At 46.1% G+C, this 13,641-nt stretch carries 13 protein-coding genes; 9 read left to right on the forward strand and 4 right to left on the reverse strand.

Annotated features, from left to right (window positions below):
- Positions 1–630: 630 nt before the first annotated feature.
- The 3 genes from ACX0G9_RS28645 to ACX0G9_RS28655 all read left to right on the forward strand — a co-directional run bounded on the left by ACX0G9_RS28645 (position 631) and on the right by ACX0G9_RS28655 (position 5,172).
- Entirely contained in the window at positions 631–2,280 is a 1,650-nt protein-coding gene (locus ACX0G9_RS28645) for a CTP synthase (RefSeq protein ID WP_459068416.1), read from the forward strand.
- 263 nt (positions 2,281–2,543) lie between these two features.
- Positions 2,544–4,370, forward strand: coding sequence for a membrane protein insertase YidC (yidC, locus tag ACX0G9_RS28650; protein WP_459068417.1), 1,827 nt, complete (start codon positions 2,544–2,546; stop codon positions 4,368–4,370).
- A gap of 127 nt (positions 4,371–4,497) precedes the next feature.
- Positions 4,498–5,172, forward strand: coding sequence for a hypothetical protein (locus tag ACX0G9_RS28655; protein ID WP_459068418.1), 675 nt, complete (start codon positions 4,498–4,500; stop codon positions 5,170–5,172).
- 35 nt (positions 5,173–5,207) lie between these two features.
- On the opposite strand, the gene ACX0G9_RS28660 is transcribed toward ACX0G9_RS28655, so the two are convergent.
- Positions 5,208–5,603 (reverse strand): hypothetical protein, encoded by a 396-nt coding sequence (locus ACX0G9_RS28660; protein WP_459068419.1) that lies wholly within the window; start codon positions 5,601–5,603, stop codon positions 5,208–5,210.
- A gap of 381 nt (positions 5,604–5,984) precedes the next feature.
- On the opposite strand from ACX0G9_RS28660, the gene ACX0G9_RS28665 reads away from it, so the two are divergent.
- From ACX0G9_RS28665 to ACX0G9_RS28675, 3 genes are all read left to right on the forward strand, one after another.
- Positions 5,985–7,406 carry a tetratricopeptide repeat protein gene (locus tag ACX0G9_RS28665; protein ID WP_459068420.1) on the forward strand — a complete coding sequence of 474 codons (1,422 nt, stop codon included), beginning with the start codon at positions 5,985–5,987 and terminating at the stop codon, positions 7,404–7,406.
- 294 nt (positions 7,407–7,700) lie between these two features.
- Positions 7,701–8,474 carry a phosphosulfolactate synthase gene (locus tag ACX0G9_RS28670; RefSeq protein WP_459068421.1) on the forward strand — a complete coding sequence of 258 codons (774 nt, stop codon included), beginning with the start codon at positions 7,701–7,703 and terminating at the stop codon, positions 8,472–8,474.
- Positions 8,471–9,223, forward strand: a complete 753-nt coding sequence (locus tag ACX0G9_RS28675; protein WP_459068422.1) for a shikimate dehydrogenase family protein — start codon at positions 8,471–8,473, stop codon at positions 9,221–9,223. The genes ACX0G9_RS28670 and ACX0G9_RS28675 overlap by 4 nt, the downstream gene beginning before the upstream one ends.
- A 248-nt stretch (positions 9,224–9,471) precedes the next feature.
- Here the strand turns inward: ACX0G9_RS28675 and ACX0G9_RS28680 are convergent, their stop codons facing one another.
- Genes ACX0G9_RS28680 through ACX0G9_RS28690 form a run of 3 tightly spaced genes read right to left on the reverse strand, consistent with a single transcriptional unit; the run spans position 9,472 to position 11,239 of the window.
- A complete protein-coding gene (locus ACX0G9_RS28680) occupies positions 9,472–9,903 on the reverse strand; it encodes an acyl-CoA thioesterase (protein WP_459068423.1) in 432 nt (143 codons plus the stop codon).
- On the reverse strand, positions 9,891–10,529 hold the full coding sequence (gene rdgB / locus ACX0G9_RS28685) for an RdgB/HAM1 family non-canonical purine NTP pyrophosphatase (RefSeq protein WP_459068424.1): 639 nt from the start codon (positions 10,527–10,529) through the stop codon (positions 9,891–9,893). The genes ACX0G9_RS28680 and rdgB overlap by 13 nt, the downstream gene beginning before the upstream one ends.
- A 23-nt stretch (positions 10,530–10,552) precedes the next feature.
- Positions 10,553–11,239: a hypothetical protein gene (locus tag ACX0G9_RS28690; RefSeq protein WP_459068425.1), complete on the reverse strand. Its 687-nt coding sequence runs from the start codon at positions 11,237–11,239 to the stop codon at positions 10,553–10,555.
- Between the two features lie 136 nt (positions 11,240–11,375).
- On the opposite strand from ACX0G9_RS28690, the gene ACX0G9_RS28695 reads away from it, so the two are divergent.
- From ACX0G9_RS28695 to rpsG, 3 genes are all read left to right on the forward strand, one after another.
- Positions 11,376–12,440, forward strand: a complete 1,065-nt coding sequence (locus ACX0G9_RS28695) for a branched-chain amino acid aminotransferase (protein WP_459068426.1) — start codon at positions 11,376–11,378, stop codon at positions 12,438–12,440.
- Positions 12,441–12,559: 119 nt separating this feature from the next.
- On the forward strand, positions 12,560–12,967 hold the full coding sequence (rpsL, locus tag ACX0G9_RS28700) for a 30S ribosomal protein S12 (RefSeq protein ID WP_459068427.1): 408 nt from the start codon (positions 12,560–12,562) through the stop codon (positions 12,965–12,967).
- A 25-nt stretch (positions 12,968–12,992) separates the two neighbouring features.
- A complete protein-coding gene (rpsG, locus tag ACX0G9_RS28705) occupies positions 12,993–13,460 on the forward strand; it encodes a 30S ribosomal protein S7 (RefSeq protein ID WP_459068428.1) in 468 nt (155 codons plus the stop codon).
- Positions 13,461–13,641: the final 181 nt, after the last annotated feature.

The raw sequence follows: 13,641 nt of genomic DNA on the forward strand, positions 1-13,641 counted from the left end.
TATTCTAAGCTAACATATTGAATCTGCAAGGAAGCGGCCCGGTATACCGGGCCGTCTTAATTTAGGGGATGCCCGAACCCCTTTGGGCTAAATTATAGCCGGACAAGTTACCAATGGCAGATTATTCTGAATGGTTCAGCGCTGCAAGGAGGATAGTTATTCAAATTTATCCACATCGGGAATCCGTGATTTTTGCAGGTTGAAAAATTGGTGTAGCTTTGCATGACCTCTTGGGATTTCCTATCTGTTGGTTTTCAACGGGTCACAATTTAGACAGGTATTCTGGAAATAATTCAAATAAATAAATAGGCTGGACGATCGTTAGCGATCTAACTTTTTCATTGAATACAATCTTTATGATTTATGTACGACTGGCATTAAAACCGGTTGAACAACGGCTGATGTGGTAAAGCCGGAAAATAAGGGTAGGATCAATGAGTTACTATTTATTGTTTTTCACCTGTCGCACGCTATTGTACCTGGGTTACACCCAGTTCGTGAGCACGGCCCCAGCTAAGGCTGAGCCTCACAATAAATTATGCAGATGCGGGAAAAGAATTACATGCAAAAGCCATTCTTTTCACGCATTCCAAAAACAAGGCATTTAATTATAAATTAACTAACCATTATATGGCCAAATTTATATTTGTTACAGGTGGAGTAACTTCCTCATTAGGTAAAGGTATTATTGCCGCTTCCCTGGCGAAGCTGCTACAGGCAAGGGGTCTGCGAGTTACTATCCAGAAGTTCGATCCCTACATCAATGTCGATCCGGGTACGTTGAATCCTTATGAACATGGCGAGTGTTTTGTAACGGAAGACGGCGCCGAAACGGATCTGGATCTCGGGCATTATGAAAGGTTCCTGAACATCTTTACCACTCAGGCCAATAATGTGACTACCGGCAGGATCTATCAAACGGTAATTAATAAAGAAAGGGAAGGGGCTTATCTCGGTAAAACCGTTCAGGTCATTCCCCATATCACCGATGAGATCAAAAGAAGAATGCTTTTATTGGGTCAAAGCAATAAATACGATATTATCCTCACGGAACTCGGCGGTACGGTAGGGGATATCGAATCCCTGCCCTTTATCGAGGCGGTCCGTCAGTTACAATGGGAAATGCCGGAAGAGGATTGTGTGGTCATTCACCTCACGCTGATTCCTTATCTGAAAGCGGCTAAAGAATTAAAGACCAAACCAACCCAGCATAGCGTAAAATTATTAAGCCAGGAAGGCGTACATCCGGATGTGATCGTTTGCCGTACGGAGGAGCCTCTGTCCCCGGAGATCCGCAAAAAGATCGCTCAGTTCTGTAATGTAAAACTGGATGCAGTGATCGAAGCGCTGGATGCGTCCACGATCTATGAAGTTCCCTTATTGATGATGCGGGAAAAACTGGATCTGTTCTGTCTGAAGAAAATGAATATTACCCATCATCATGAGCCGGAACTCGTCCGCTGGAAGGAATTCCTGGATAAACTGAAATACCCCAAAAGCAAGGTTACGATCGGTCTGATCGGTAAATATATCGAACTGCAGGATGCCTATAAATCTATTCTGGAATCCTTTGTTCATGCAGGAGCGATCAATGAATGCAAAGTCAATGTCGTGAATGTGCACAGTGAATTCATTACCGATGAAAATGTGTCCGAGAAACTGGGTAACCTGGACGGGTTACTCGTAGCCCCTGGCTTTGGTCATCGCGGGGTGGAAGGAAAGATCATCGCGGTCAAATATGCCCGGGAAAATAAGCTGCCTTTCTTCGGAATCTGTCTGGGCATGCAAATGGCCGTGATTGAGTTTGCCCGTAATGTACTGGGTTTCAAGGATGCGCATTCCACCGAAATGAATCCGAATACACCCGAACCTGTCATCGATCTGATGGAAGAACAGAAAAAAGTGACCATCAAGGGTGGCACCATGCGTTTGGGAGCCTATCCCTGTACGCTGAAAGAGGGCTCTCTGGCCCGGGAAATCTACGGACAGGCGGAGATCAGCGAAAGACACCGTCATCGCTGGGAGTTCAACAATGCCTATCTGCGGTCCTTCGAACAGGCCGGAATGGTTCCCAGCGGTACCAACCCGGAAAGCGGTTTGGTGGAGATCATTGAGCTACCAAGCCATCCCTTCTTTATCGGTGTTCAATATCATCCCGAACTGAAGAGCACTGTAGAGACCCCCCAGCCGATCTTTGTCCAGTTCATCAGGGCCGCCAAGGAGTTTGCGGACTCCAAAAGCGCGGTGAAGAACCCTTTGCTGCAGAGTGAAATGATTTAGGGGCCACGGGCCCCGAGGCGCCAAAAGGCGCCCGATATGAGAGAGGAGCGCAATGGCATACAATGCCCTTGCGCTCTTGTCGTTTGAAGTATATTCCAGCTTTCCCGCCACTTACCTTCCCCCCCTTCTGCCTTTGGCTTTATGCCACCCACCGTCCGAATTCCGCCTCCAGCCGAGAAAGTCAGGCATGTGGCTTGAACCTTTTAGCTTCTAGCTTAAAAAGCCCCTATATTTGCACTTCCTAAAAAACTATTATAATGGGAATGGATCGCAATACGGTGATTGGGTTTGTGCTGCTGGGGCTTTTACTGTTTGCTTATTTGTACATGTCTACAAAAAGCAGTCATGCATTGGAGTTGCAGAAGAAACTGGCGGAAGATTCAATCGCTAATGTCAAGGCCCATCAGTTACAGGCGGCCAAAGCGGCCGATACGGCCAAATTCAACCCTGCCGTTCAGGCTGTACGGGATACCCTCGGATTTAATGGCGCGATCAATGGCAAAGAAAAGCTGCTGACGGTGGAAAATGAACTGATCCGGGTCATTTTCAGCAATAAAGGGGGACAGCCTGTCTCCGTTGCCCTGAAACAATTCAAATCATTCGACAGTTCCCTGGTAAAACTGGTGGATACCGCAACCGGCGGGCATATTTCTTATCCCATCAATACCGCCCCCAATCAATCCGCCCAAATAGCCGATCTGTATTTCAGGGATGGGGAACTTATCAAAAATGCAGATGGAAGTCAGACCGTCACCTTCCGGTTGCCAACTCCCGAAGGAACGACACTCGTACATCAATATACCCTCCGCCCCAATGAATACCGGGTCGATTGGGATATCGCCATCGGCAATCCGGAAAAGCTGTTCAGTCAGAACAATTTCAACCTGGCCTGGCAGGCGCATGTGGGGAAAGTACAGGACAATGTAGTCAATGAAAAGAGGCTGACCAGCATCTGTTATTATGAGGACAATAATTTCGATTATATCCAGAGCAAAACGGAAAGGACCTTCGAAAAACCGGTGCAATGGATCAGCGTCTCCCAGCAATTCTTTAACACGACCCTGATCGCAAAGAACGGTTTTAATTCGGGTTCCGTCCATATGCTGAAGGAAGCTTCTGATTCTTCTCTTGTAATTGCTAAGGTAGATGTCGTTCTGCAGGCAAAGGTTCCCACCGGAGCGTCGGTGACCTTGCCCTTTCAGTTGTATTACGGACCCAATGATTTTAATATCCTGAAGAAACAGGCCCCCGGAATGGACAGGATCATCGACCTGGGAAGAAATATGTATTCTTTTGTTCGTCCGGTGAATGTTTATGTCATTATGCCTGTGTTCGATTTCTTCAAAAAACATATTGCCAGTTACGGGATCGCGATCCTGTTGCTGACGCTCTTTATCCGTCTTTTCACTTCTCCGTTGGTGTATAGCAGTTACTTGAGCGGCGCCAAAATGAAGGCCCTTCGCCCTGAGATCGAAGCGATGAAAAAAAGGGTAGGGGATGACCAGCAGGCGGTAGGGATGGAGCAGATGAAACTCTTCCGGGAAGCGGGGGTGAACCCTCTGGGAGGCTGTATTCCGGCACTGTTGCAGATCCCGATTTTCTTTGCTCTGTATAGTTTCTTTAACTCGAATATTGCTTTGCGGGGAGAATCCTTTTTATGGTCCAAGGATCTATCGACTTATGATGTTGTTGCACATTTTGGTTTTACCATTCCAGGATACGGAGACCATATCAGTCTTTTTGCCACGCTGGCTGTAATTACCAGTTTCCTGATCTCCTTATACGGTATGAGTATGACTCCTGACCAGAGCAATCCGGCCATGAAATACATGCCTTATATCATGCCGGTCATGTTATTGATATTCTTTAACAGTCTTGCTTCGGCGCTGACCTGGTATTATACGGTTTCCAATGTGATCACGCTGATCCTTCAGTTCGTCATCCAGAACTATATCATCGATCACGAAAAGATCCTGACCAAATTGCAGGAGAACAGGACCAAGCCAAAGTCAAAATCCAAATGGCAGGAACGCCTTGAGCAAATGCAGGAGGCGCAGAAAAAGACCCAGCCCAATAAAAAAATAAGATAGCGGAGGAATCCGGGCAGCGTCCCGGATCCTTCGATTTTAACGGTTTATCGGCAAATTAGACCTTTCAATATGTTGTGTATTGAAAGGTCTTTCTTATTTTACAGGATAGTTCATTAAAAGTTAACCGATGAGAAACTTCACCATTGTAGCCGTTCTGGGAACCGCCTTTTTATTATGGGGTTTCATACCTTCCCATGCACAGAAGAAAGTCGCTGAACTTACCCTCGTCTATGATTATTCGGTCGTATCGGCGGATGATAAACCCAAACAAGCCGACCCAAACCAGGTCGCCACGCATTCGGTTTATATCAAAGGAAGTAAGAGCCGTTCTGAAATGACGAATCCCTTGTTTTCCTCTACCACGCTGTTCGATTCCAATACAGGTCTCGCGATTATCCTCAAAGAAGTAAGCGGCCAGAAATTGCTTATCCGCCTTACACATGAGAACTGGGAGGAAAGAAACAAACTCTATGAAGGGATGGTGTTTAAGAATTCTTCGGAGAGCAGGGAGATAGCAGGCTATAAATGTATAAAAGCTACTGCCCAAACGAAGTCAGGAGTAACGCTAACAGTCTTTTATACTAAGGATATCATTCCTGAAAATAAGGACTATGATCCTCCTTTCCGCAACCTGGATGGTTTACCTCTTGAATACGAACTGGCAAACGGCAATCTCAAATTGAAATACAGGATTTCGAAGGTTAATTTAAATCCCGTTCCCGCCTCAAAATTCGATATTCCGAAGACCGGTTACCGCGAAATGAATTATGAAGAAAGCAAGAAAATGAATATCGGGGGATAGCCCCGGAGGTTAATAGAATTAATAAATTTGGGAAATTACTTGTGCATCTTGATGCGAAGATCCAGTAATTGCAGATTGGTCTTACCGGATGTATTCATGTAAACTGACGTGTTCACTTTATACTTATAAGGCAGAATATAGACCGTGTTGCCTCTTTCGTAAGCAACCACGGTATTAAATGCGATGGCAGTCTTTGTTTTTTCCTGACCCAGAATAAAACTGCCTCCGTAAGAAGGACCGCTTTTGAGGGTAAAATTATTTGTCGTGCGGATTGGAACAAATTCATTCTTAAAAGGAACGGCATTGCTCTTTTTCTTTTCACCCCCACCACCTTTGCTGGCGAAGGCTAATCCTACGATGGCAATCATCAGCGTACTGACGACCGCCTTGCGGATCAACTTTCTCACTGCTATGGTAGCTGGTTTTAGCATAATTTTTACAAATATAGATATATTATTTGGGTATTTTTTAACCGTTTGTCACAAATTTTAATAAACCTTTAACTATCAAGGCTATAAAAGTCATCTTTTTACCTGGGAAAGGGCGTTTTTCCCCTTTTTTCTCCATTTCCACCGCTTTTTCCCTGCACCGCCCTAATTGGTCACCCTTAATTTATCCACTTTTTTTCCTCCGTTTTTGGGCTTGGTGCTGATCTGTACTGAACCTTTTTCGTCAATAACCGGCGGCTCCTGCATGAACTTTTAATAACCCTTCCAGGTTATATACGTATATATGATATTCAGGGTTGCCGGGTCGGGGTAAAAAGTTTGTAGAAAGGGTATTATGCTGTAACTTACAATAACCTTAAACACATGCAAGAAAATCCATACCATCAGGATAAGGAGGAAATGAAGGAACTGCTGAAGAAATTTCAGGATCTAAGGAGTGGCCGGAACAATTCTTTCCTCGAAGAAGAGTCCTTTGAGAAGATTATCGATTATTTTGACGACACGGAGGACATCACACAGGCTATCGAGGCGGTGGAAATAGGTATCGAACAATATCCCTATTCCTCAGCCCTGCTGATCAAAAAGGCAGATCTGATGATCGCAACCCGGCGTTATTATGAAGCCCTGTCGATCCTCGACCAGGCAGAACTCCTCGACGGAGCAGATATCAATTTATTTATTTTGAAGACGGATGCTTATCTGGCGCTCGACCAGCCGGAGAAGGCCGTTATATTGCTGGAGAATGCCCTGTTATATTTTGAAGGCGACGAACGTATCGAACTCTTGTTCGAACTGGCGGATGTTTACGATGATTACGAAGAGTTCGATAAAATCTTCGATTGTCTGAAACTTATATTGGAACAGGATCCCGGAAGCGAGGAGGCCTTGTATAAGATCTGTTTCTGGACCGATTTCACGGGAAGGAATGAAGAAAGTATTGCCCTTCATAACCAGATCATAGAAGATAATCCCTACAGTGAACTGGCCTGGTTCAATCTCGCTGCGGCCTATCAGGGTCTGAAGTTGTACGAAAAAGCAGTGGATGCCTATAAGTATGCGCTGGTCATCGACGAAAAATTCGACTATGCTTACCGGAATATGGGAGATGCGTATATCCGTATGCGTAAGTACAAGGATGCGATAGAAGCGTTGGAGAAAGTGCTGGAATTATCCCGCCCTGAAGATGTGATCTACGAAGCGATCGGTCATTGTTACGATAAACTGGATAATTACGCTCAGGCACGTTTCTATTACCGGAAGGCCTCGCATCTCAATCCCGACGACAGCAAATTATATTACAAACTGGCCTGTACCTATATCAATGAAGGACAGTGGATCCAGGCGGTGAAACAACTGGAAGCCGCCATGCGTATTCACACGATGCAGCCGGAATATAACCTGGCCATGGGAGAATGCAAGATGCAGCTGGGGGATTTCAAAGAGGCGATCCAGTTCTTTTCCAATGTTGTCCGGATGCGCCCCCGGAATATATCCAGCTGGGAAGCACTGATACGTTGTTTGTATAACGCTGAGTTTTTTGACGAAGCCCTGGAACAGGTCGAAGCCGCGATCAAGATCACCGGCGGAAAACCATTGTTTATATTCTATCTGACCGCGGTTTATTTTGCGCTGGGAAAATCGAAGGAAGGGCTGCTGCAATTGGAAAAAGCAATGTCGCAGGCTCCCAAACTCTTAAAAAAATTATTGGAATTGAATCCCGTGATCCTGCAATATCAGCCTGTCGTGGAAATTATTGGCAGGTATAAGAAGAATAAATCTGCATGACTTGTGTTAGGACTAAACTGGCTGGAGGCCAGTTGGCAAACCCACAGCGAAGCTTGAGGGTTTGCCATCATTATGTGTATTAGGGAAAGGAATTACTTTCAAAAAAATCCCTTTCCCTAATACCTTTAGCAAATTTTTTAATTACATTTTAATTTAATACTACGCTGAACAGAAGATGACTGTATAGGGCTGTTTGTTGTTTTTCGGGAGTAACTCCCTGTTTTTTCGCCTGCAAGACCTATTTTTGCGCCGGTAACCACCAAGACATTAATTACGAATAAAATTATCTGAAGGATGAATTTTAAACTTACACAGATCCCGGAAAGGATGCTGAAGCCGCGTCAGCATGGAATTACGATGGTCATGGACAAAGGACTTAGTATCGAGGAAGCAAAGAATTTTCTTAGTGTGGCCCACCCTCATGTGGATATCCTCAAATTGGGTTTTGGTACGGCCTTCGTTACCCCCAACCTGAGAGAGAAGATAGAAATTTACCAGTCATACGATATGCCGGTCTATTTTGGGGGAACTCTTTTCGAGGCTTTCCTGATCCGCAACCAGTTCGATGATTATATAGCCGTTTGTAAAGATTATGGGATTACCCATATCGAGGTCAGCGATGGCTCGATCACGATACCTCACGCCGAGAAATGCGGGTATATCGAAAAACTCACCAAACATTTTACGGTGTTGAGTGAAGTGGGCAGCAAGGATGCCGAACATATCATTCCCCCCTATAAATGGATCGAACTGATGCGCGCCGAGCTGAACGCAGGAGCCACGTATGTGATCGCAGAAGCCAGGGAAGCAGGAAATGTGGGCATCTATCGCGGAAGCGGCGAAGTCCGTGAAGGACTGGTTCAGGAAATCCTCACCCAGATCCCTGCCGAAAAGATCCTTTGGGAAGCTCCGCAGAAGGCTCAGCAGCTTTATTTTATCGAACTGATTGGCTGCAATGTCAATCTCGGCAATATCGCTCCAAGCGAAGTGATCGCCATGGAAGCCATGCGTATTGGTCTTCGCGGAGACACTTTCGAGTTGTTCCTGGATAAAGTAAAAACAAAATGAGGAAGTTCGGCCTGATCGGTTATCCCCTCTCTCACTCCTTCTCCCAACGCTTTTTTACGGAGAAGTTTGAAAGGGAAGGGATTACCGGCTGTGTATACGAGACTTATCCGCTGAAGGATATCTCAGAACTACCCGCCCTGCTTCAAGACCCGGATCTTTGCGGATTGAATGTGACCATCCCTTATAAAGAGCAAGTCATTCCTTTTCTACAGGAAAAAAATGACATTGTAGCCGCGATCAATGCCTGTAATTGTATTAGGATAGAGAAGGGGCAGCTGACCGGTTACAATACGGATGTGATCGGTTTTGAAATTTCCCTGCTCAAAAAATGGCAGCCTCACCACACCCACGCACTGATCCTGGGAACGGGGGGGGCTGCCAAGGCCGTGGAATTCGTGGTCCGCAAGCTCGGACTTGACTATCGGTTTGTTTCCAGGAGCCCCCGGCCTTTTACAAATGATCTTTACTATGACCAGGTGAATGCGGAGCTTATCCGTTCTCATACCCTGATCGTCAATACTTCGCCGCTTGGCATGTATCCGAATACGGAACACTTCCCTTTATTGCCGTATGAGGCAATCACTGCCCGACATTATCTGTTCGATCTTGTTTATAACCCTGCAAGGACTTTGTTTCTTCAAAAAGGAGAGGAGCGGGGCGCTGTGGTGGAGAATGGGTATGAGATGTTGATACTACAGGCGGAGGAGAGCTGGAGCATATGGGATCGCCAAGGGCGATCCGGCCTTTAGGTCGCATCATGAGATACGGCCGCTTGCGCGGGCACCGCGCTTAGGGCGCTCCCCGCGAAGCTTGCTTCGCCAGACACTTACACTTCAAGAAACTTGCACCTCCTGACACAGGCACCTCCAGATACTGACACTTCCGGAAACTCACCACCAGAGGCCTGTTACTTTACGAAGGCTTTAAGCAGATTTTAAAAAGGCTCTTTATGAAGACTTTAAGAAGTCTTTAAGAAGGCCTTTAAGAAGACCCCCTCTCACCCCAGCAATTCGGTGCAAACTTCCTTCGGTACAGACGTAACTTTTTTCAAGGTATAATTATAACAGACCATTCCCGTCTTTGCATAAACGACCGGCACCCATTTTTCGCCGGTTTCTTTTTCCAGTTTGTAATAGATATCGAAGCCTATCCGGGAGAATTCGCCGGCGGCAACGGATGCCCGCACCTGATCCCCATAAAATATTTCGTTACGGAACTCAATAGAAACATCGGCCATGATGAGACCGGTACCCGCCAGGTCCAGCTCGGTATATCCATGATGACGGAGGAACTGTATGCGGACCTCATGAAGGAGGGAAAGAATGGAATCGTTGCCAACATGGCCGCCATAATTCAGATCGGTGATGCGTATAGGGATAAGCGTGGTGAAAGGGAATTTATCCGGTAACGCGAGTTTTATTTTTCCCATGACAAGTGTTTTTTCCTTAGGAAGGCGATCAGTTGATCGGCTGCCTTTCTGCGATGACTGTATTGGTTCTTTTCGTCCATGGTCATCTGGGCAAAGCTACGGGGTTCTTCTTCCAGATTGCCCGATACACCCTTTACCCTGACTGGTTGCCCATCAGGAGCAAAGACCGGGTCATATCCGAAGCCCTGGCCTCCTTTCGGTTCTGCCAGGATCCGGCCTTCACAAATTCCTTCAAACAGATATTCCTTTCCATCCTGTATCAGGGAGATCACAGTGCGAAACCGGGCTTTCCGGTTCGGCTGACCATCCAGCTTATGCAAAAGCAGCTCTACATTTTTTTCAAAAGCGCGGTCCTCACCGGCATACCGGGCGCTTTTTACTCCGGGCTCCCCATTCAGGGCCTCCACTTCCAGCCCGGTATCCTCGCTGAAACAATCCATAGCCGTAAGGCGGTGGATCGTCGCGGATTTTTCCGAAGCATTCGCCTCCAGTGTATCGTGGGGCTCCGGAATATCGATATCGATCCCGGCCTGCCGCAGACTGATCACTTCCAGCTGATCCCCGATGGCAGATTGGATCTCTTCTACCTTGTGCTGATTGTTGGTGGCGAATATGAGTTTGGTCATAATGTAAACTTTGCTGGTTCGATCTATACCTGGAACATGCTTTTAAGACAGACCCAAAGTTTGCTTTTTAATAATTTGCTTTCTTCTGTCGGCGCAACTAATTCGTTCAGGGAAGACGCATACAAATAAGATGTCTGATCGTAATCCTGGATCTTGAATGCCGGGAAGTTCATGGGTAGTTTTATTTCCACGGGTTCGATACCGAATAAAATCAGGAAGGCCGGCTGCAACCGACGCTTCAGCTCGGCGATAGGTACAGGAGCGCTGGCCAGGTTTACAATGGCCACATCTCCCATATTCATTCTGCAGGCTTCCAGTATTTTGGTCAGGAAGGCCAGTTGATCGTCTGGAAGAAAGGCTACTCCGGGCGACTTTACCAGAATCGTTATTTTCTTTTTATTAAGACCGAGGATTTTCATTTCCGGAACCAAAGATTGAGGCTCGGCCGGTTTGACTTCCTTTGATTTGATTTCTGCTGGCTTGACTTCAGCTGTTTGTATCTCCGGCACTTTGTCTTCGGCGTTTGTGTTAACAACCCGACCTGCAGCCTGGGAGGCTGCCGCTCTACCAGGTATCTTTTCTTCCGGGTTATCCTCAGTTGTATCCTTTTTTCTTTCTTTAGCCTTATAGGGCGTTTCCAGGGCCACTAAGGTATCCCGGTATAATTCCGTGAGGATTTTTTCGGGCAGTTCAATGTTGTTCAGGCTCATAGTACTTAGGTTGACAGGAGCAAACTATAAAAACTAACATTTGTTAGTTTGTGATTTTGTAACCACAAAGATTGTTCGTTTCTTTGTGGTTACAAAAGATTGTTCATTTATTTGTGCTAATAAAAATCAGTTCGTTATGATCGCTGCTTTGGATATTCAAGTTACGAAAACAGCCAAGAGTAAAATCGGGGAGATCGATTTTAATAACCTCCCGTTCGGTAAATATATGACCGATCATATGCTGGAAGTGGACTATGCCGATGGCGAATGGAAATCCGTTTCGATCCGGCCTTACCAGCCCCTGTCCCTTTCGCCTGCTCTGGCAGCCATTCATTATGGCCAGTCCATTTTCGAAGGGATCAAAGCCTATAATGACCAGGAGGGAAACCCTTATATATTTCGCCCATACGATAATTTCAAACGTTTTAACCTGTCTGCAGAACGCATGTGTATGCCTGCCGTTCCGGAAGAAATCTTTATAGAAGGGATGCGCCGGCTGGTCGCTCTCGACAAGGCCTGGATCCCTAAAAAGAATGATTATTCTTTATATATCCGTCCCTTTATGTTCGCTACGGACGAAGTGATCGGGGTAAAACCTTCCGATACCTACAAGTTCATGATCTTACTGAGCCCAACCGGCCCTTATTATTCGACGCCGATGAGGATCTATGTGGAGGAAAAGTTTACCAGGGCTGCTAAAGGGGGGATCGGTTTTGCGAAGGCCGCCGGCAATTATGGAAGCAGTTTGCTGGCTACAGCCGTCGCCAAAGAAAAAGGTTACGACCAGGTACTCTGGACCGATGCTTTTGAACACAAATATGTTCAGGAGATCGGTACGATGAATGTTTTCTTCCTGATCGGAAATACAGTAATTACCCCGGACCTGGAAGCAGGGACCATTTTGGAAGGGGTTACCAGGGACAGCGCAATCGAAGTGCTCAGGGAGCAGGGCTATAAGGTCGAAGAAAGACCGATCAGCATCGACGAGATCATCAATGCTCATAAAGCAGGGGAACTCAAGGAGTTATTCGGGACCGGCACTGCCGCTACCGTCTCCATGATCCAGGAGCTTCGCTACGAGGATTATACCATGAAGTTCGATACGAATACCTGGAAGGCTGTTCCGGCCGTCAAAAAGATGTTGACGGACATCCGGGAAGGTAAAACTGCCGATACCCGGGGCTGGATGTTCAAGGTATAAGCAGGAATAGGAGAGTATAAGGGCCGTATCCCCTAATTTCCATTTTTATCTTTAATTTCTTTTGTTTATTTCCCAAAGGAAAATTACCTTTGCCGTCCCAAATAAAAATTAGGTCAAGAATGCCTACTATACAACAATTAGTTAGAAAAGGAAGAGAGATCATCAGAGCAAAGAGCAAATCCAGGGCTTTGGATGCTTGTCCGCAGCGTCGCGGTGTTTGTACACGTGTGTACACGACTACACCTAAAAAGCCAAACTCTGCCTTGCGTAAGGTGGCGAAAGTACGTTTGACTAACAAAGTAGAGGTTATCGCCTATATTCCGGGTGAAGGCCACAACTTACAGGAACACTCGATCGTTCTGATCCGTGGTGGTCGTGTAAAGGACTTACCAGGTGTACGTTATCATATCGTTCGCGGCAGCCTGGATACGGCTGGTGTGAAAGATCGTAAGAAGAGCCGTTCCAAATACGGTACCAAGAAAGAAAAGGCCGGTGCAAAACCCGCAGCAACAAAAGGTAAAAAATAATTATAACTAGTAATTCCATCAAAAAATGAGGAAAACGCAAGCCAAAAAATTACCACTGGCACCCGATTCAAGATACAATGATAAGCTGGTGACCCGCTTTGTGAACAACCTGATGTGGCAAGGGAAAAAGAATACTGCTTATAATATTTTTTACGATGCCATGGAAAAAGTAGGTAAGCAGACAAATGAGGATGGATATGAGATCTGGAAAAGAGCTCTGTCCAACATCACTCCTGCTGTAGAAGTTCGCAGCCGTCGTATCGGTGGTGCTACCTTCCAGATCCCTGCTGAAGTACGTGCAGACAGAAAGATCTCCCTGAGCATTAAATGGCTCATCCGCTTCAGCCGCGAAAGAAACGGCCGCAGCATGGCTGAGAAATTAGCCGGAGAAATCGTTGCAGCCAGCAAAGGTGAAGGTGGAGCTTTCAAAAAGAAAGAAGATACTCATCGTATGGCTGAAGCCAATAAAGCATTCGCTCACTTTAAAGTCTAGTAGCCGGTTCAATCCGCCTCCTGTTTTAAGGCTGTGTTATATTTTTTCGAAGCCCTGCGGTAACTCGCAGGGTTTTTGCATTTTGGAAGCGGGGTAGGGGCCGAAGGCCAATAATTAGCGGAATAAGCGAATAGAGTTATATTTCAATAACTCCAATGAGCCCTTGTGACAAGGTCACAAA

Source organism: Flavitalea flava, assembly GCF_054461575.1.